Source organism: Pseudomonas brassicacearum, from assembly GCF_009601685.2.
Classification (GTDB): Bacteria; Pseudomonadota; Gammaproteobacteria; order Pseudomonadales; family Pseudomonadaceae; genus Aquipseudomonas; species Aquipseudomonas kilonensis_B.
The window spans coordinates 2,447,888-2,467,389 of record NZ_CP045701.2 but is presented as its reverse complement, the minus strand read 5'-3'; the positions used below and the strand labels follow the sequence as shown (position 1 = coordinate 2,467,389).

General features: G+C 58.9%; 15 protein-coding genes and 2 pseudogenes. 9 read left to right on the top strand and 8 right to left on the bottom strand.

Annotated elements, in window-relative coordinates:
* Window positions 1–56: 56 nt before the first annotated feature.
* The gene (locus GFU70_RS10835) at window positions 57–1,109 is read right to left on the bottom strand and encodes a flagellin (protein ID WP_116642526.1); all 1,053 of its coding nucleotides are present in this window, start codon (window positions 1,107–1,109) and stop codon (window positions 57–59) included.
* A 320-nt stretch (window positions 1,110–1,429) separates the two neighbouring features.
* Between GFU70_RS10835 and GFU70_RS10830 the strand changes: the two genes are divergently transcribed.
* Together GFU70_RS10830 and GFU70_RS10825 are read left to right on the top strand one after the other, a co-directional pair.
* Window positions 1,430–2,254 (top strand): motility protein A, encoded by an 825-nt coding sequence (locus tag GFU70_RS10830; RefSeq protein ID WP_058546302.1) that lies wholly within the window; start codon window positions 1,430–1,432, stop codon window positions 2,252–2,254.
* Entirely contained in the window at window positions 2,251–3,204 is a 954-nt protein-coding gene (locus tag GFU70_RS10825) for an OmpA family protein (protein WP_153388014.1), read from the top strand. The genes GFU70_RS10830 and GFU70_RS10825 overlap by 4 nt, the downstream gene beginning before the upstream one ends.
* Window positions 3,205–3,301: 97 nt before the next feature.
* Here GFU70_RS10825 and GFU70_RS10820 read toward each other — a convergent pair whose 3' ends face one another.
* Together GFU70_RS10820 and GFU70_RS10815 are read right to left on the bottom strand one after the other, a co-directional pair.
* Entirely contained in the window at window positions 3,302–6,325 is a 3,024-nt protein-coding gene (locus GFU70_RS10820) for an EAL domain-containing protein (protein WP_153388013.1), read from the bottom strand.
* Entirely contained in the window at window positions 6,313–7,332 is a 1,020-nt protein-coding gene (locus tag GFU70_RS10815; protein ID WP_058546305.1) for a substrate-binding domain-containing protein, read from the bottom strand. The genes GFU70_RS10820 and GFU70_RS10815 overlap by 13 nt, the downstream gene beginning before the upstream one ends.
* Window positions 7,333–7,805: 473 nt before the next feature.
* On the opposite strand from GFU70_RS10815, the gene GFU70_RS10810 reads away from it, so the two are divergent.
* Window positions 7,806–8,048, top strand: a complete 243-nt coding sequence (locus tag GFU70_RS10810) for a hypothetical protein (RefSeq protein ID WP_133247206.1) — start codon at window positions 7,806–7,808, stop codon at window positions 8,046–8,048.
* A 120-nt stretch (window positions 8,049–8,168) separates the two neighbouring features.
* Here the strand turns inward: GFU70_RS10810 and GFU70_RS10805 are convergent, their stop codons facing one another.
* From GFU70_RS10805 to GFU70_RS10795, 3 genes are all read right to left on the bottom strand, one after another.
* On the bottom strand, window positions 8,169–9,911 hold the full coding sequence (locus tag GFU70_RS10805; RefSeq protein ID WP_153388012.1) for an OPT family oligopeptide transporter: 1,743 nt from the start codon (window positions 9,909–9,911) through the stop codon (window positions 8,169–8,171).
* A gap of 195 nt (window positions 9,912–10,106) precedes the next feature.
* Window positions 10,107–10,514, bottom strand: coding sequence for a VOC family protein (locus GFU70_RS10800; protein WP_058546307.1), 408 nt, complete (start codon window positions 10,512–10,514; stop codon window positions 10,107–10,109).
* A gap of 23 nt (window positions 10,515–10,537) precedes the next feature.
* A complete protein-coding gene (locus GFU70_RS10795) occupies window positions 10,538–10,963 on the bottom strand; it encodes a YciI family protein (RefSeq protein WP_116642530.1) in 426 nt (141 codons plus the stop codon).
* Between the two features lie 176 nt (window positions 10,964–11,139).
* Here GFU70_RS10795 and GFU70_RS10790 point away from each other — a divergent pair, with 176 nt between their 5' ends.
* Together GFU70_RS10790 and GFU70_RS10785 are read left to right on the top strand one after the other, a co-directional pair.
* The gene (locus tag GFU70_RS10790) at window positions 11,140–11,577 is read left to right on the top strand and encodes an ester cyclase (RefSeq protein WP_413468838.1); all 438 of its coding nucleotides are present in this window, start codon (window positions 11,140–11,142) and stop codon (window positions 11,575–11,577) included.
* 183 nt (window positions 11,578–11,760) lie between these two features.
* Window positions 11,761–13,026: an MFS transporter gene (locus tag GFU70_RS10785; protein ID WP_116642531.1), complete on the top strand. Its 1,266-nt coding sequence runs from the start codon at window positions 11,761–11,763 to the stop codon at window positions 13,024–13,026.
* An 11-nt stretch (window positions 13,027–13,037) separates the two neighbouring features.
* Here GFU70_RS10785 and GFU70_RS10780 read toward each other — a convergent pair whose 3' ends face one another.
* Window positions 13,038–13,913, bottom strand: a complete 876-nt coding sequence (locus tag GFU70_RS10780; protein WP_053187398.1) for a LysR family transcriptional regulator — start codon at window positions 13,911–13,913, stop codon at window positions 13,038–13,040.
* Between the two features lie 99 nt (window positions 13,914–14,012).
* On the opposite strand from GFU70_RS10780, the gene GFU70_RS10775 reads away from it, so the two are divergent.
* Together GFU70_RS10775 and dctA are read left to right on the top strand one after the other, a co-directional pair.
* The gene (locus GFU70_RS10775; RefSeq protein ID WP_116642532.1) at window positions 14,013–15,182 is read left to right on the top strand and encodes a mandelate racemase/muconate lactonizing enzyme family protein; all 1,170 of its coding nucleotides are present in this window, start codon (window positions 14,013–14,015) and stop codon (window positions 15,180–15,182) included.
* Window positions 15,183–15,283: 101 nt separating this feature from the next.
* Window positions 15,284–16,591 carry a C4-dicarboxylate transporter DctA gene (gene dctA, locus GFU70_RS10770; protein WP_058546312.1) on the top strand — a complete coding sequence of 436 codons (1,308 nt, stop codon included), beginning with the start codon at window positions 15,284–15,286 and terminating at the stop codon, window positions 16,589–16,591.
* A gap of 257 nt (window positions 16,592–16,848) precedes the next feature.
* Here the strand turns inward: dctA and GFU70_RS10765 are convergent.
* A pseudogene (locus tag GFU70_RS10765) lies at window positions 16,849–17,553 on the bottom strand (substrate-binding domain-containing protein); the annotation flags it as partial.
* Between GFU70_RS10765 and GFU70_RS10760 the strand changes: the two are divergent.
* Both GFU70_RS10760 and GFU70_RS10755 read left to right on the top strand, forming a co-directional pair.
* Window positions 17,553–18,296, top strand: a pseudogene (locus GFU70_RS10760) (MmgE/PrpD family protein); the annotation flags it as partial. The pseudogenes GFU70_RS10765 and GFU70_RS10760 overlap by 1 nt on opposite strands.
* A 20-nt stretch (window positions 18,297–18,316) precedes the next feature.
* Window positions 18,317–19,495 (top strand): MFS transporter, encoded by a 1,179-nt coding sequence (locus tag GFU70_RS10755; protein ID WP_153388011.1) that lies wholly within the window; start codon window positions 18,317–18,319, stop codon window positions 19,493–19,495.
* The last annotated feature ends 7 nt before the right edge of the window (window positions 19,496–19,502 follow it).

Sequence of the window (19,502 nt, the reverse complement as noted above, 5' to 3'; positions counted from 1 at the left end):
AAAGGGGCTCAGCTGGCGCTGGCCCCTTCCTGACGCGTGCGACGAATGCCTGATGTTTACTGCAGCAGAGACAGCATTTGCTCCGGCATGGAGTTGGCTTGGGCCAATACCGAGGTACCTGCTTGCTGAAGAATCTGGGCACTGGTCATCGCCGACACTTCAGTGGCGTAGTCCACATCCTGTATACCCGAACGGGCGGATGTCAGGTTGGTGGTGGTGGTCGAAATGTTGGTGATCGCCGAGTCGAAGCGGTTCTGCACCGCACCAAGGTCCGAACGCATGGAGTCGACGGTATTGAGCGCACTGTCGAGCGTGGTCAGGGTGTTTGTCGACTTCTTGGTAACCGCGTTCTCCGTGTCGATGCTGATGCTCGCCGTGGTGGTGGTGCCACTGGTCGTCAGCGTGACTTCGGCCGCGTAGGTTTTACCGTCCACGGTCAGGAAGTAGTCACCATCGGCGTCTGTGGACAAGGTGCCGCCACTGATGGTGGTGCCAGACTTGTCGACGTAGCTGGTGTTGGTCGAAGTGATCGCGGTGCCCGATTCGTCCGACAAGGTCGCCGCGGTCAGCGTCGTGTCATAGCCGTTGACGTTGAAGTCCCCCAGCCCCAGCGTTTCGGCGTTGATTTCGCTCAGTTTGATATCGATGGTCTCACCATCGTTCGCCCCCACCTGGATGGTAATCGTCTGGTCGGACGCCAATACATCCACGCCGTTGAACGCGGTTTGTTCGGAGATACGGTCGATCTCGTCCAGACGCTGGGTGATCTCGTCCTGGATCGACTGCAAGTCGGACTGGGAGTTGGTGCCGTTCGAGGCCTGAACGGCCAACTCACGAATACGCTGCAGGTTGTCGTTGACCTGATCCAGGGCGCCTTCGGTGGTCTGCGCCAGGGAGATGCCGTCGCTGGCGTTGCTGCTCGCCTGCTCCAGACCAGTGATCTGCGAGCTCATGCGGTTGGCGATCGCCTGGCCAGCGGCGTCATCGGAGGCGCTGTTGATTTTCAGACCGGACGACAAACGTTCGATCGAAGTACTCAGGCTGTTTTCCGAAGCGTTCAGGTTTTGTTGAGCGATCAACGAGGTGATGTTGGTATTGATAACTGACATTTTGCAGTTCCTTCTCGTGGGGAGGTGCTAGTGACACATTCAGAATCCGACGCCCGTTGCTTTCAGCGCCGTTGCCGTACAGACATTGCGAACATCGGCGATCCGATCACTCACCTTTAGCCAACCCTGAAAAAAATTTCGAACGCGATGTTCTCTCCCCTTGCAGACTCGACAGCCATTTTCCGTAGCGCAGATTTCGCCAGGAAAAGTGGCTGTATTAGCGGGTTTGAAACAGCACCGGCCACGGTATAAAGCCAGCCTTGCCTTAATCGCACCCACGCCACGTCGAAGGTGCCGAGCGTTGTCCCCAGGAGTGCCGCATGAACCCCTCAACCCTGATCGGTATGCTCGCCAGTCTCTTGCTGCTGGCCGTTCTATTGGTGTTTTCCGCGCAGCAACCCGGGCTGTTCATTGATATACCGAGCCTGGGCATTGTGGTGGTCGGCACGTTTGCCGCGACCTTCATCAGCTATCCGCTGAGCGAAGTGCTGCGAATCTTCAGCCTCATCAAAACGGTGATCCGCAACGAGCGCGAGTACACCCAGGAAGACATCAATGAGCTGGTCAGCCTGTCGCGCCTGTGGATCGACGGCGACTTGCGAGCCGTTGAAGGAGCACTGGATCAGGTCAAGAATCCTTTCCTGCGTTGCGGCGTACAACTGGTCATAGACAAGACACCGGAAGACGACATCCTTGAACTGCTGCAATGGCGCATTTCAAGACTGCGCGCCAAGGAACAGGCCGAGGCGCAACTGTTTCGGGTCATGGCCAGCTACGCCCCGGCCTTCGGCATGCTGGGCACACTGGTGGGATTGGTGAACCTCATGTTTGTGCTCGGCGACGGCGACATGATCACCATTGGCAGGCAAATGGCCGTCGGCCTCATGACCACCCTTTACGGCGTGCTGCTGGCCAACCTGGTGTTCAAACCGGTCGCGGTCAAACTCGAGCGCCGCACTGAACAGCGGGTGGTGCTGATGAACATGATCCTGCAGGGCATTTCCATGATGTCCAATAAGCGCAGCCCGGGCCTGATGCGTGAAACGCTGAAATCCTTCGTCGCCCAACATCAGAACGAACTGCGTGACGCCCCTCCTCGCCTGAGCCGCAAGCGAATGCCCATCAAGTGGAACCTGCGAACATGAGTGCGTTCAATGGCTACGCTTCGGGAAACGTTGTGACCGATCATCAGCACTGGCTGGCTCGTCACCGGGCCCTTGAAATAGAGCTTATGCAGGCTCGGCAGAGTCATCGTGGCCTGAAACGGCAAACCGCAGCAGCGGCAGCGATTGCCAATGCCTCGGAGGACACCGAGAGCGACGCCTGGATGATGACCTACCTGGACATGATGACGCTGTTGCTGGTAGTCACCATGGCCATGCTGGCCATGGCCGGCAGGGGTCATGACCACCCACACCAAGGCGACTTCAACCTGAGCCAGATTTTCAACGCAAAAGAACTGACCCGACTGGATCCGCCCGGGGCATTGTTGCTCGCGCCGCAGGCCAAGACAGCGGTCGAACCAAAACCGGAACCCACGCCAGAACCCATAACCGCGACTGAAGCCGTAGCCCCGGACCTGGTCGCCTCAGTCGCCACGACGATCGAGGTGCCAGCCCCTGAGCCCGCCACTGTAATCCCTGCGCCCCCGGCTCCGGTCAAACCCAGTGTTGAGGATCTGCTCAATGAACTGCCGCTGGACAAGCTGGGCAGCGATATTGAAGTGGTCGCCAGCGAAAGCGCCGTCAGCTTCCGGATCAGCAGTGAGATCATCTTTCCCTCCGGCCAGTCTGACCTGAACCTCGGCGGTCTGAGAGTCCTGCAACGGCTGATACCGATACTCGAAAGCGTCCCACACAAAGTCATCGTCGCCGGCCACACCGACACACAGGACATCCGCAGCTCACGCTTCCCCTCCAACTGGGAACTCTCCAGCGCCCGCGCCGGCAGCGTCGTGCGCTACCTGCAGAGCAACGGCATCAACAGCGACCGCCTTACCGCAGTCGGCTATGCAGACACCCGTCCCTTAGGCGACAACTCAACAACCCAAGGTCGCGCGCGCAACCGTCGAGTGGAGTTCATTCTGGAGCGCTAGGATGATGTCCTCGTTGCGGTAACCGGCGAACAGGCAATATATCGATTGCCAGATATGCACTTGGCCTGGCACAGCAGCGCTACAGCACGCTGCGTCATCAATTCCCAGACATTGGACCGCTCGGGCGTTTTACATCGCGTTTGTTTTGCCTGGGCGAACCAGGGCTCGCCAGGCGGCTCGCTTGAGGTACCCGGTGGGTACGCAGCAACAAACCGATTTCCTGCGCGCTGACCGCTTTGCTGAAAAAGTACCCCTGGATTTCATCGCAGCCGTTATCACGCAAGAAGCTTTGCTGTTCCTGGGTTTCGACACCTTCGGCAATGACCTTGAGGTTCAGCTTGTGCCCCAACGAAATCACGGCGGTGGCGATGGCTTTGTCGTTCTCGTTGTCGGGCAGATCGCGCACGAACGACTGGTCGATCTTGAGTCTGGCGATCGGGAAACTTTTCAGTGCGGCGAGGCTGGAATAGCCAGTGCCGAAGTCGTCGATCGAGAGGCTGATCCCCATGGCTTGCAGGGCCTTCATTTTGCTGATGGCTTGCTGAAGGTCTTGCATGATCAGGCTTTCGGTCAGTTCCAGCTCGAGGTACATCGGGTCCAGGCCGGTTTCCTGCAAGGCATGCATCACCCGGTCGATCAGGTCCCTTTCGATGAACTGTCGGGCGGAAATGTTCACCGACATGGTGATCGGCGGCCAACCGGCATCCTGCCACGCCTTGTTCTGTCTGCAGGCGGTATGAATCACCCAGTCGCCGATGGGCACGATCAACCCGGTCTCTTCGGCCTGGGGAATGAATTTGATGGGAGAGACCATGCCCAGCTCGGGATGCTGCCAGCGGATCAATGCCTCCACGCCGATGATCTGGCCTGACTGCAAATCCACTTGTGGCTGGTACAGCAGCAGGAACTCGTCGTTATTGAGTGCGCTTCGCAGCCCGTCCTGCATGGCGAGCTTGCCCTGGACCTTGTTATTCATCTCGCTCGTATAGAACTGGAAGCTGTTGCGCCCCAGCTCCTTGGCCCGGTACATGGCGGCGTCCGCATTGCTGAGCAGCGTGTCGGTATCCGTGCCGTCGGCCGGGTAAGTGGACAACCCCATGCTGCAGGTGACATGGAGCGTATGGCCGCTGAGTTGAATCGGCCGCAGGATGGCTTCCTGGATTTTGTGCAGCACTGGCGTCACGCCGTCCAGGTCCGAGGGCTGGTCGAACAGGATGATCACAAACTCGTCGCCGCCCAGTCGCACGACCGTGTCGATACGCCGTACACACCCCAACATGCGCTGGGCGACGGTTTTCAGCAGTTCGTCCCCGGCACTGTGCCCAAGGCTGTCATTCACCAGTTTGAATTTGTCCAGGTCGAGAAACACCACGGTCACCAACCGGTTGTAGCGCTGGGCATATAGCATCGCCTGCTTGAGACGGTCTTCGAGCAGCGTGCGATTCGGCAGCCCGGTCAGGGCGTCATGATCGCCCATGAAGCGAATGCGCTTTTCGGTCAGTTGGCGTTCTATCGCAATGCCAGCAAGCGGTGTCGCCATGTCGATCAGTTGCGTCTCGGCCGCGCTGGGGCTGCGTACGGTGTTGGCATACAAGGCAAACGTACCCAGGACCTTGCGCTCATGGGACAGGATCGGCGTCGACCAGCAGGCGCGAAACCCATAGGGCGCAACGAGTGAACGGTACGCTTGCCACAGTGGATCCTGGTCGATGTCCGTGACGATGACCGGCTCTCGGCGATAGGCCGAGGTACCGCAGGAGCCGACGCTCGGACCGATCTCGATCCCGTCGATGAGTTCGCTATAGGCTTTCGGCAAACTGGGTGCAGCCCCGTGCAGCAGGTGCTTGCCCTCCTCGTCCAGCACCAGGATGGACACCTTCATGCCCTCCAGTTGGGACTCGACCAGGTGCGCCAGGCTGTCGAGCACCTCTGCAAGCTCGGTGCTCCTGGCGATCAGTTCCAGGACATGACCTTGTCCGGCCCGAACGATGGCCTCCTGCTCCAATCGGTCGTTTTGCACGGCGAGCCGCTCTGTGGCGATACTCAGTTGGGCCGTTCTTTTCTCCAGCTGAAGCCGGTCTTTGAGAAATTGATTCACCGCCCGCGCCATGTTGCCGATCTCGTCCTTCCCATGGTCGGCCATCAACAGATGCGTTTTGTCCGTGTGTTCCTGACGCAATTGCCGGCTTATTTCATTCAGGCGCACGAGCACATGGCGGCCCATGAAAACCCGGGTCACGAACCAGGCGAACACCAGGCTGGCGCCCAACATGATCAGCACCCATTGCTGGCTGCGATTGGAGGCCTCGACCAGGCGCTGCACCGCATCGCGATAGTCTTGGGTGTAGGCGTCCGATTGCGTACGGGCCAGCGCGACGAGGACCCCGGCCTCCTCATTGAGTTGCTCATTGAAGCGCTGCAGGACGTCCTGCTGATTGATGAGCGTCTGGCGCAGGGAAAAGAGATCCGGCGTCTGCACATCAGCGTCGGGTAACATGCCTGCGGTGCGTGACAGGTGCTCGTAGCGGGTCCGCAGCCGTTGCACGGCCTCACTGTCGACCGCCTGCGGCAGATCGAAAAGCAGCACCGCCAGTTCGAGGCTGGCCCGGGTCTGGGTCGCCGTTAATCGGGCGGTTTGATCCTCCAGGGCCTGCTCGAAGCTGACTTCGGTTTGCAGCAGGCTTTCTCGCAACTGCGCAACGATGTTAGCGGTATTGCGGAACATCTGACTCGACTGATGCATGTCGAGTATCGCCACGCCACTGTTCGCGGCAGTCAGTTGCTGCACCCGTTGATCGAGGGCTTCAAGCTGTTCGACGGTCGCCGCATAGCTTGAACGCAGGATGTCTGGGGAACGGGTTGTCAGCAGCTGGTCGGTCTGGCGTTCGATCAGCAAGGTGCGCTGCACCATGTCTTGCCCATTTTGCATGCGGACCAGTCGTTCATCCGTCAGTTGACCAGTGGCGCTGTTTGAGGTGCGCAACGCGTAGACCGCCGTGGCGCCCGCTGCCAGGATCAGCAGCGCCAGCGTCAGGAACGCCAGGGTGAATTGTGCGCGCAGCGATTGTGGCAATAGCTGGCGTCCAAGCCGGGAAGTCATGTCCAACATCAGGGATTCCATTGGTGGCGATAGATGTCTCGATAGCCATTGTCAGGATCGTACTGGAATTTTTTCCCGCCATCGAAGGCGATATTGTCGGCATTGACCAAGTGAATCGGCGCGACGAAGCCGCTCACTGGTTGACCTGCAAACAATCGGTTCAATTCATCCATCACTTGCCAGCCATGCTGGTTGAGCGGCTCGGCCACAGTAACGGTCTGGTAGGTTTTTGCCTGTATGCGCAAGAAAGCCGAAGCGCTGCCGTCACCGGCAGACAACAGACTGATGCCGTCACTGGGTATGGCGGCGCTGGTCAGCGAGGCAATCGAGTAGTCGAAATAGATGTCGTTGATGGCCAACGTATGGGTCCAGCGCTTGCCATAGCGCTGAAGCAATTCTTTGGTGATCGCCGGCATCTTCTCGCCACTTTCGGAGATCGCCACATCGCGCACCTCCAGCAACGTACATTCACGACAGGCCCGAATGACGTCTTCCATGGCCTTGGCTTTCGCCATGGCAATGCTGTACTTGGAGTCGGTCAGGATGACCACGCCGGCGCGTCCGTCTGACTGCGCCACTGCCGCCATGGCCGTGAGGCGCGCCACTTCAAGCGGGTCGGTCGTGACGTTCATGGCCACCGGAGTGCCTTCAATCGGCCCGGGGCGCACCCCGGCGTGCCAGCCAACCACCGGCACCTCCTTGTTGGCGAAGAGCAGCAGCGCCGCCTTGTTCTCAAGGGCATCGGAGCCGCACAGGATGAGGCCGTCAGGCTTCGCGGCCAGGGCATCGGAAAAGGCTTTTGCGCGCCCGGCCGATGAGCCGGCACCATCGAATATCTTCAGCGTCCAGCCCAACGCGCTGGCGGCCTCACGGGCCCCCTGCGCGACGCCGACAATGCCTCCGTTACGCAAATCTTCTGCAACCAGCGCGATGCTCTTGCCCCGCTGGGCTTGCGGGCCGGATACCGGGCCGCTCCAGCGCACGGCGCCAAGGGAGGCCCTGGCAACGACTTCCTGCGCTTGAACCACTGTGACGGTGGCGTTTTCGAGACCCGCTGCGGTTGGCAGGTCCTGGCCGTACCCGGACGTTGCCGTGAAAAGACAGGAAATCGTTATTGAAGCCATTTGCAGCCGCCAGGACCTTCGTACCCTGGGCTCAATCGAACAGGTTCGATCACCGCATGTGGTGCCGTGTCTGGGGCCGGTGGTGCGATCGAAGTCGGGCATGGCTTCCCTTTTTGCCAAGAATGCGGTGTTCCAAAAGGATAGCCGGTTCTGCTGACGTCCATGTAGCCCGGGTGACGCCAAGTTATTGGCGAAGTTAACGACGAGATAAAAATAAATTAATACAGTGACGGTTTCCCGACGCGCGGTATCCATGTGCCATTGCTGGGGCATTAAATCCAAGCTCATCATCGGTAGGCAACCCCGCTAAACGTTTGGGCCGCCGACCTGGACTACAGGATGTAATCAACCGCGTCACTCAATGGAGCGACACCGAGATGATGACTGTCTATTTTGTTGTGATGACGATCTGCAGTGGCTTCGAAGGCTGTGTCGAGCAGCGACAACCAGGGCCAACCTTTGCTTCCAAGGCAATGTGCATGGAGACAACCAGAGTCATGGCGCCGCGCAAAGGGGTGAAGTTCAAGTGTCGCAAAGAACGTGTATTGGTGGTCAATGAGGCATCGCCAGTAGAAGGTTACGGCAAAATCGTCTCCACCAAGCCCACAGGCCAGCCTTAGTAATTAGAGCGGGCACGGCGCACCTAGAAGCAAGCTAAACAGCCCTGGACGCGGGCTGAAAAACTTCAGCTGAACGTGAGGGCGGCGTGCAACATCCGAACTTTGATCGTTGTACGCTCCTCACCCATTCCCAAGCATCTGCCACAACGACGCCCCCACCCCGGTAATGCTCTCCCCGGCAATCAACCCCGCCGCCGCGGTGATGGCGAAGCGTTCCGTGAGGCTCGGCCAGCGACAGCTCACCAGCCACGTCAGCACCGCACCGAGGGCCATCATCAGTGACACCGAGGCCGGCAGGACGAAGGCCAGGCCCAAGGCCGCCGTGCTTGGCAGGTAGCGAGCCCGATGCCCCGGTAGCAGGCTGTCGAGGACTCCCAACAACAAGCCGACCAGGCCACCGATGAAAATCGCCCAGCGAATGCTCGCTGACAAGGAATCCAGGCCCAGGGTCAGGGTTTGTGCCACGGCCTTCCAGGTGGCGACTGCCGGGGCTGGCCACTCTTCGGTGAGCAGCATGGTTTGCGGGTCGGGGATCAGGGCCAGGTAAGCCAACACACCGACGATGCTACCGACGAAAATCCCCAGGGTCTGGGCGATCAACTGCTTGCGCGGCGTAGCGCCAATCGCCCGGCCGACCTTGAAGTCGTTCATCAAGTCGGTGCACTGCCCGGCCGAACCGCCGGCGGTGTTGGCGCTCATCAGGTTGATCGGCACCTGCCCCGGCGCGACGATGCCAAAGCTCAACTGGGACAATTGCCCGATGGCCCCGATCGGTGGAATGCCCGTGGCGCCGACCACCCGGGCGGCCACCGCCGCCAGGCAGATCGCCAAGGGAATGGTCAACAGGGCCATCCATGGGTTGATGCCAAACAACAGCACTTGCAAGCTCACCACCAGGAAAATAGCCAGTACGAAACCAGCAGCAGGCCCAGGCTTGGGTATCGTCCAGATCGCCCCGCCGCCCGTCTTGGTGGACCTGTGCAATGCCCACAAGCGAATCGCCAACGAGACCAGGGTCGAGCAGACCATCAGGCTCACCCCCGGCCAGAGCAACCACTCCACCAGCGCCGCGAATTGCGGGCCGCTGCTGCCATCCGGCAACTGCACCAGGCCTTGCGCCAGCAGCCACGGCGCCAACCCGCCCCACGCCAGCAGGGCACCGAGCAGCAGGGTCAGGCCCACGCGAATACCGATGATCCCGCCGAACCCCACTAACAACAGCGAAGGGTCGGCGGTAAACGTCAGGCGCTCCAGTTGGGCGCTCGGAGACCAGCGCGGGATGGCCCACATGAAGGTGTCGAGCGCCTTGACCAGCCCGGACAGCAACGCGGCGCTGAGCAGCACCTTCAAGCGCGTCGCGGCTTCGTGACCGTGGTTGTAGATGTGCAGCAATGTTTCCAGGGTCGCCATGCCCTCGGGAAATTTCAGTGCCTTGTCATTGAGCAGTGAGGGGCGCAGGTACCAGGCAATCCAGACCCCCAGGAAGCTCACCGAAAAGACCCAGGCCACCATGGGAATGGCGTCCAACTGCTGGCCGGTCAGCAAGGTATAGGCCGGGATGGGCGCGACCAGCCCACCGGAAATGATCGACGCAGCGGCAGAGGCCACGGTCTGGTTGATGTTGCTTTCGTGCAGCGTCCAGGGCAATCGACCCACCGACCGACTCGCCAGGCCTTGCCAGATGCCATAACCGATCAGCAAGGCAATGATCGACATATTGAACGACCAACCGATCTTCAACCCGGCATAGACATTGGAGGGTGTCAGCAGGATACCGAGGACGATGCCCGTACTGACCGCACGCGGGCTGAGCTCGCGTTCGACGGTGGCGTTCAAGGGGAATGTGGACGAGATTGGGTGCATGCGAATTCCTTATCGGCACTGAGACAGCGGCCAAATTCAGACTGACCCCTGTGGGAGCGAGCAAGCTCGCTCCCACAGGACCACTTAAAACGGCAACTTAATAAGTGAAAGCAGTATTGGCGCAAGGTTCACCTGACAGAGGCAAAACCGTGGAGCGTGCTCACCCGAGTCGTCCATCCATGGGCTGCGCTCGACTTATTTTTCCCCCTCGCAATTAACCATCCAGGCAATCCCGAAGCGGTCTTCAAACATGGCAAAGCGTTGCGCCCAAAAGGTCTTCTCCAAGGGCATGTAAACGCTGCCACCTGCACTCAAGCCATTGAACAGCCGCTCGGCCTCCTCCACGCTGTCGACATTGAGCGAGACCGACACGCCTTGCGGCTTGCGAAACGGCTGGCCTGGCGGGCAGTCGGAGGCCATGAGACTGAAAGCGCCGACGGTCAGGCAGGTGTGCAGGATCAGATTGGGATCCTTGGGCATCCCGGTTTCTTCAGGTGCCTCGGCAAAAGACATGGAAAACAGCTCGCCACCGAGTACCTCCTGATACAAGGCGAAGGCTTGCTTGCAGTGACCGTTGAAGGTCAGGTAAGGGATGATTCTCATGGTGGGGTCTCCTGTAATTGGCTTCACGATTGGCCGGACATCTGCGCCCGCAGGCGTTCTTCCTGCTCGCGCAATTCGGGAGTAAAGGACTCGCCGAACTCCTCGAGCTCGAAGATCTGGCGGATCTCGATTTCACTGTCGCTGACCATCGGGTTCGGGCAGCGCTTGACCCAATCGATGGCCTCCTGCAGTGACTGGACCTTGAAGATCCAGAAACCGGCGATCAGCTCCTTGGTTTCAGCAAAGGGCCCGTCGATCACCGTCCGGTCCTTGCCGGAAAACTGCACCCGCACGCCCTCGGCACTGGGGTGCAGGCCTTCACCGGCGAGCATCACCCCGGCCTTGACCAACGCTTCGTTGTAGGCGCCCATGGCGGCCAGCAATTGCTCGCTGGGCATTTCTCCGGCTTCCGATTCCGGACTGGCTTTGACGATCACCATAAATCGCATGCTCTGATCTCCTGAGAGTGGATGGATTAGGCCGTCCGTGTGGCGGCTCTATGGGTTAATCGAATGGCAATGGTCGAAATCGACAAGTCGACGCGATTATTTTTCGAGACGCCGTTGGCGGCCTGGGAGAGCTTAGCCTCCTCGCCATGAAGTCAAGAGCAGGTCGAAACTGCGGCATGACTATGCTCTTGGAACAGACACGTAACGGAGAATCCGTCCCCATGACCTCGAATCTTGCCGACATTTATAACCACTACCTTGCCTGCCTGAATGCACAGGATTGGCAAAACCTGGGCCTTTTTGTGCATCAGGAAGTGGTTCACAACGCGAGACGATTAGGGTTGCATGGCTATCAAAGCATGCTGGAAGCGAACTATCGGGACATTCCCGACTTGCGATTTGAAGTCGAATTCCTGGTGATCGACCCACCCAAGTTGGCGGCTCGCCTGGCATTCAATTGCACGCCGGCTGGGGAGTTCCTGGGGCTTGCGGTCAATGGCGCACGGATCGCCTTCACGGAAAACGTCTTCTACGCGTTCGAAGACGGCAGGATCCGCGAGGTCTGGTCGATTATCGACAAGCAAGCGATCGAAGCTCAGCTCCAATCAACGTAGCGGATGCTCCAGGCCGCGAATTGCAACGACCTGTGCATCGTGACTGCAGGCAGCAGCGTCACGGAGTTCTACCGGAAAACCAAATCCAACAAGCAATCATGCTCGACATCCATTGTTCGACGCAGCTCGAAGTGAGGAACCTGCCGAGCGCATAGTCTGTGAGCCACCTTGGAGGAGATGGCGATGACTCACACGCGCTTTTTTGGCAAGACCGTACTGACCTGCACGTTCGTCCTGGCGATGATCGGTTGGGGGATTGGCTTCTATGGGCCGCCGATCTATATGCAAGCGGTCATGGAGCGCACGGGTTGGCCGATTGCCCAGGTCTCGACTGCCGTGACCGTGCACTTTCTCAGCGGCACGATTGTCATCGCCAACCTGCCACGCCTTTACGCACGCTTCGGGATACCCGCCATCACCCTGCTGGGCTGCATCGTCCTGGGCATCGGCGTGAACATCTGGGCGCAAGCCAACCAGCTCTGGGTGTTGTATGCCGGCGCTGTCTGCTCGGGCATCGGTTGGGTGACATTGGGGGCTGCGGCCGTCAACAGCCTGATCGCCCCGTGGTATATCAAGGAAAGACCCAAGGCCCTGGGCAAGGCCTACAACGGCGCCAGCCTGGGTGGCGTGATCTTTTCACCGCTGTGGGTGTTGCTGATCGAGCGTTTCGGCTTTGCCACGGCGGCGCTGCTGATCAGCGTCGTCGCAGTGCTGCTCATAGGCGCGTTCGCCTTTCTGGTCTTCAACAAAAGCCCACAAAACCTGGGACAGCATCCCGACAATGCAGCCCCGCCGGAACCCGAGCGGGCCAACACCAGCGCCACGCCGTGGACCGCCATGCAGACGCTCAGGTCAGCCAGTTTCCGCAGCCTGGCAGCCGGCATGTCCTTGGGGCTGTTCGCCCAGATCGGCTTGATCGCGCACCTGTACTCGATCCTGGTGGGACGCATGGGGGCGCATGACGCCTCCTTCGCCATGGGTCTGGCCACTGCCAGTGCGATGGGCGGGCGATACGGCGCCGCACGCCTGATGATCCACGGCATGAACCGCCGGCACCTGGCCTGCCTCGGGTATGCCATCCAGATGCTGGGCACGCTGATGCTTCTGGGCCTGGACCTTCACCCGACGATGGCCTGGGTAGCCGTGGTACTGATCGGTTCGGGCATTGGCAATGCCACCTCCTTGCCGCCACTGATTGCACAGAGCGAGTTCAGCCGAGAACAAACCGCCAGGGTGATCGCCCTGATGATCGCGATCAGCCAAGCCACCTACGCCTTCGCCCCGGCCTTTTTCGGCCTGGTCCGCACCCTCTTCACCGATCCGAATCATGCCATCGTCGCCGTCGTGACAGCAGCGGTCGTCGTGCAGGGGCTCGCTATTTGGTCGTTCTATCGGGGCGTGTCCGTTCGCAGCTTCAAGAAAACCGCTTGCTGGCAACGCGTCCCATAAAACGCGCCTGGTCACTGCCCCACCCTGGCCCAGAAGGCTTCGGCAGATTGACTGAGTGGCGCCGATGGACGGGTCAGATGAATTTCCAGCGGTATATCCCAGCTTTCGTCGAGCGCTCTGACTAAGCGTCCATCCAGCATTTCCTGCTCGGTGAGGCTCTTGGGCAACCAGGCCACGCCTTTGCTTTCCAAGGCCATGGACATCAGCACCGCGGCAAGGTGGCTGCTGAAAAGTGGCTTGAGGTGAAGGTAATCTTCTTTGCCACGCAGCCTGTGGGCGACGATACGCCCCAATCCAGACTCATGGGTGTAAGCCAGGTATGGCAATGCCGCAGGCGAGGTGCCGAAGTTGGCAGAAGCACTCGCCAGAGGAACGAGAACGTCTTCACCCACCTTCTTGCCGATGAACTGATCTGGGGCGAGCAAAGGTGGAACATCGGGATGGCGATGGCAGAGCAGAAACTGCACCTGGCCATGTATCAGCATCTGCTCACAGACAGCCATGCTATCGGAGTGCAGTTGCACAGCCTCGATGGGGGCACCGCTCTCCGAGCTTCGAAGCCACCTGGGAAAAAATGTGAACGACAGGGAATGCGTCGCCGCAAATTGAAGCGACCTGGCAGCCATCCCCGCAACCTCTTGAGCCTCGTTGCGCATTCTGTACAAGCGCCTGGCAGCCTCCTGAGCACTAGGCAAAATTTGCCTCCCGGCTTCAGTAAGCGTCGCGCCTTGAGGCGTTCGAACGAACAATTGCACCCCCATCCAACTCTCCAGCGAGCGCACTCTGCGACTGAATGCCGGCTGGGTAACGTGCCGCGCTTCAGCCGCCCGAACGAAGCTGCCGTACTCCGCAAGCGCTGAAAAATCCTCAAGCCAGACGAGTTCCAAGGGCCATGCCTCCTGTGCATAGGGTGCGGCATTAATAGCATTGGGCGGGTGACATCGCAAAGCATAACGTGGGGCTACAAACAACAAGAGGACCCCGTCATGCGCATCGTAGACATTCGTGAAAAAACTGTTTCCATTGCCTCCCCAATCGCTAACGCCTACATCGATTTTTCGAAAATGACCTGCTCGGTTGTCGCTGTCATCACGGATGTGATTCGCGACGGGAAGCCTGTCATCGGCTACGGATTCAATTCCAATGGCCGCTATGGCCAGGGCGCACTGATGCGTGATCGTTTCCTGGCGCGTATTACGGAAGCTGATCCAGACACACTCATCGACCATGCCAACAACAACCTGGACCCGTTCGCCATCTGGAAAACCCTGATGACCAACGAAAAGCCAGGCGGCCATGGCGAGCGCTCGGTTGCCGTCGGTACCATCGACATGGCTGTGTGGGATGCCGTCGCCAAGATTGAAGGCAAACCGTTGTATCGCCTGCTGGCCGACCGTTACCGTAACGGCGTGGCCGATGACAAGGTCTGGGTCTATGCAGCGGGCGGCTACTACTACCCTGGCAAAGACCAGACCAAGCTCAAAGCAGAAATGCAGAGCTATCTGGATCGTGGCTACGACGTCGTCAAGATGAAGATTGGTGCAGTGCCACTGGATGAAGATATCCGTCGCATCGAGGCGGTGCTTGAAGTGGTTGGCGACGGTCGTCGACTGGCGGTCGATGCGAATGGTCGTTTCGATCTTCAAACCGGTATTGCGTACGCTGAAGCTATCAAGAAATACAACCTCTTCTGGTACGAAGAGGTCGGCGATCCGCTGGATTACGCACTCCAGGCTGAGCTTGCCAATCACTACGAACTGCCCATGGCCACCGGTGAAAACCTGTTCTCCCACCAGGATGCCCGCAACCTGCTGCGCCACGGCGGCATGCGCCCTGATCGCGACTACCTCCAGTTCGACTGCGCGCTGTCCTACGGGCTCGTGGAGTACATGCGCACCCTCAAGGTGATGGAAGACATGGGTTGGTCTTCTCGCCGCGTAGTGCCTCACGGTGGTCATCAGATGTCCCTGAACATCGCCGCGGGCCTGCACCTGGGCGGCAACGAATCGTACCCCGATGTGTTCCAGCCTTTTGGCGGCTTCGCCGACGGTATCCGCGTCGAAAATGGCTATGTCGGCCTGCCGGATATTCCAGGTGTCGGCTTCGAAGCCAAGTCCGCTCTGTATGCCGTCATGCGTGAGTTGGGCGAAGGCTGATCACCCTCTATCTGCGGTCTCTGTCAAAGAGGCCGCAACACCCGGTGTCCCCTCTCGACGCCAAGCCACAGCCCATCACAAAAATAAAATGAGGTGCTCCCGTGGAAATCTCCAAATCCCGCTGGTATGGCCAGTTGTATGTGCAAGTACTCATCGGCATCGTGATCGGTGCAGCAATCGGTTACTTCGTGCCTGATATCGGCGCCAAGCTCCAGCCCTTTGCCGATGGCTTCATCAAACTGATCAAAATGCTGTTGGCGCCGATTATTTTCGGTACGGTCGTTGTCGGTATCGCCAAGATGGGCAGCATCAAGGAAGTCGGACGGATTGGCGTAAAAGCGCTGATCTATTTCGAGATTCTTTCAACCATCGCCCTGGTCGTCGGCCTTATTGTGGTCAACATCGTCAAGCCTGGCGTCGGTATGAACATCAACGCCAGCACACTTGATGGAAGTGCCATCAGCAAATACAGCCAAGCTGCCAGTGAACAAGGCGGCACCATTGATTTCTTTCTCAATATCATCCCGCAAACCTTCATCGGCGCATTCTCCAACGGCGTCATGCTCCAGGTCATCCTGCTTTCGGTATTGATGGGCGTTGCCCTGGTTCAAATGGGCGAAACCAGCAAGCCACTGATCAACACCCTTGATCTGTTCCTGCAAGGCCTGTTCAAGATCGTTGCGATGGTCATGCGCCTGGCGCCGATTGGTGCCGGTGCCGGCATGGCGTTCACGATCGGCAAATACGGGATCGGTACCTTGCTGTCGCTCGGCCAGTTGCTGGTCGCGCTCTACATCACGACCTTGATTTTCATCGTAGTCGTGCTCGGTACGGTCGCTCGATGGACGGGCATGCCGCTGATGCAGTTTCTTCGTTATTTCAAAGATGAAATTCTCATCACCCTTGGCACTTGCTCAACCGAAGCCGTGCTGCCGCGAATGATGGTGAAGCTTGAAAAGCTTGGCTGCAAAAAATCCGTCGTGGGCATGGTGTTGCCAACTGGCTACACCTTCAATGCGGACGGCACCTGCATCTATCTCACCATGGCCGCCATCTTTATCGCCCAGGCGACCAATACGCCACTGACTTTTGTGGATCAGATGATTCTGCTGGGCGTATTCCTGCTGACCTCAAAAGGCTCGGCCGGCGTGGCGGGTGCGGGGTTCGTAACGCTGGCTGCCACGCTCACAACCATCCACTCCATTCCTCTGGTCGGCCTCGTTTTGCTCTTGGGGATTGACCGGTTCCTGAACGAAGCGCGGGCGGTAACCAACTTGATCGGTAACGGCATCGGCACCCTCGCCATTGCCAAGTGGGACAACTCGTTCGATGTCGAGGCCTGCGAGCGTGAAATCGCCGCCATGAAACACGAAAAGGCAGCAAGAAAGGCATTGCTGGCGCAAAAGTAATCCGCAAGGCGCTCCGGTCATGCCGCTTCGAACATGGCATGACCGGTCGTGGTTTCCAGGTAATGCTTGCGGGATACAAGCCACCTCAGCCATCAGCGCGTTTTGACTGACAGCACTCGGCTGCGGACTCAATCGATCGACTCAACAGATAGGCCCGATAGTACGGCGTTAGTATTGTTGTAAATGCTGGGGTTCTAAGCTTCGTCAATCGTTCGCGCTCGCCACCGGTGTCCGTGAGTGTTTAACGCGGCAAACAATCAAACCGAGGCTTTTAAGTCCACGCCCAATGCCTGGGCAAATGCCTTGACCAGGGGGCTGCGCACACTGTTATGACGCAGTATCAGGCTGAACGGCGTGACGATGTTGAACAGGTCCGGACGCACCGCGCGAAACTCGCCCCGCGCTACCATCGGCGCGGCGTAATGCTGGGGCAGGAAGCCCAGGAAACGCCCCGTCTTGATCAGCAATGCAACGGCCTCCACCTGGGTTGCCGAGGCGGAAAAGCTGTCGTAGTGGGCAAATTTCAGTTTGTCGCGATGAATCGCGTAGCGATGGTTGATGCACTCGTAATCCTTGAGCACATTTCCCCCCATGTCCGCGTCCGCCATGGAGAACAGTGGATGGTCGAGCGCGCAGTAAACCTCCGAGCGCTCTTCGTATAGCGCGTAGTAATCAAACTCTTCGCGCTTTTGATAAATCGGCACAATTCCCGCCACCAATCGCCCCTCGACGACGCCTCTTTCAACCTCATCAAGTTGCGTGGCCTGAAGTTGAAATCTGACCTTGGGAGACTGTTCATTTATACGTTTAAGTGCGGCAACTAACGGTGAATTATCATCGGAGATTGTATTATCAATGACCCCCACGCCAAGATCACCGACAAGTTCGTTTTGCGCGGAACTAAGGCGGTCACGAAAGTTATCGACCGAGGCAAATAAATCTATTGACGCCTGATACACCAGCGCGGTTTGCCCAACAGGGCATCAGCGGGCCGACGCAGTTGTTCGATGAAGTTTGGGGTGGTTTTCTGAAAACCCTCGCCCCAACGACCTCAATGCCCGAAGCGCTGGATGCTGACCTCGGTGCGGTCTGGAAGCTCGCCCGGTGCTCAATCAAGCCTTATGCCTCCTGCCGCGGCACCCATTCAGCCATCGACGCCCTCGGCTTGCTGCTGGATCAACTGAATGTACGGCTCGACCAGGTCGAAGACGTGCAGGTGCGGTTGAGCGGGTTTCTTCACACCATGTGTGGCGGCCGGGACGTCAGTACCCTTGCAGCCGCGCAAATGAGCCTGCCGTATGCCTTGGCCGCGCGGCTGGTGCAGGGGCATTGCCGATTGCAGGCCTATGACGACCTGCAACGCAACGATCCGCACATGAGCCAATGGTTGTCGCGTATTCACCTCGAAGTCGATCCGCGTCTGTCCGAAGATGGCGAGCCCGTGGTAACACTGCGGACCGTGGACGGTCGGCAGGCAAGCGTGTGCGTAGACGTGCCATTGGGCGCGCCAGGCAATCCGCTGACTGATGTGGCTCTGCAGGAGAAGTTTTTCAGCTTGGCGATGCGGGTGATGCCGCAGGAACAAGCTGAAGGATTACTGGGGCAACTGTGGCGCATCGAAGAACTGCAATCGGTACGCACGCTGGATCGGTGGCTTGTTCGCAGTAGCAGCGACGTGGTATTGCGGCGAACGCCAAACATCTGAATAAGGATATTTGCACCACCGTGGCCACTTACTCGCTCGTTATCCGACGCTTGATGATCGTTTCACTGACCATCGTGGTCAGTCGTGCCATCACCAGCCCTTTGCTTACGCTGTTCTTGAGCAACAAGTTGGGTCTCAACCAACAGGACGTCGGCCTGCTGCTTGGCATTGCGGTGTTCATCGCCACCCTGTTGGCGCTGTATGGCGGCTATGTCATCGATCGCCTGGAAAAGCGCCGGCTGCTCATCGTGGCGATGCTTTCCAGCGCCATCGGTTTCGTGCTGCTGACCTTTGCCCAGAACCTCTACCTGACCACCCTGACCGTGGTGATCACCGAGACCGCGTCCGCGCTGTTCCTGATCGGCTCCAAAGCGATCCTCAGCGAAAACCTGCCCATCGGCCAACGCGCCAAGGCGTTTTCCCTGCGCTACACCCTGACCAACATCGGCTATGCCACCGGTCCCATGCTCGGCGTGGTGATTGCCGGGGTCTATCCGATCGCGCCGTTCCTGATCGCCGGTGGTATCGCGTTTTTCAGCATCTTCCTGATGACCGGCATCCCCAAAGATCCGGCATCGACACCGGCCATTGGCCCACCACCCAGTTTTCTCAAGACGCTCAAGACCCTCAAGAATGACCGTACCCTGATCATGTTCACCTGCGGCTGTCTGCTCAGCACCGTGGTACACGGACGCTTCACCCTCTATTTGTCGCAATACCTGCTGGTGACCCACGACTCCAAACGCGCGCTGGGCATCATGGCCGCCCTGCTCGCCTGCAACGCCATCACCGTGATCCTGCTGCAGTACCAAATCGGCCGGTTCCTCGATCGCGAGAAGCTGCGCTACTGGATTGCCGCGGGCACCAGCCTGTTCATGCTTGGCCTGATCGGCTTCAGCCTGGCAGACAACATGGTGAGCTGGTGCGTGGCGATGTTCATTTTCACCCTCGGTGAAATGATCATTTACCCGGCCGAGTTCCTTTTCGTCGATACCCTGGCCCCGGAAGAACTGCGCGGCAGCTACTACGGTGCCCAAAACCTGGCAGCGCTCGGCGGCGCCTTGAGCCCGGTGATCTGCGGGTACCTGTTGATGCATACTCCGGCACCGACGATGTTCTATGTGTTAGGCGCACTGACCGCGATGGGAGGCCTGCTGTGCTTCATCAGTGGTCGCAGAATGGCTATTGTGAAAAAGTAACGTGCGG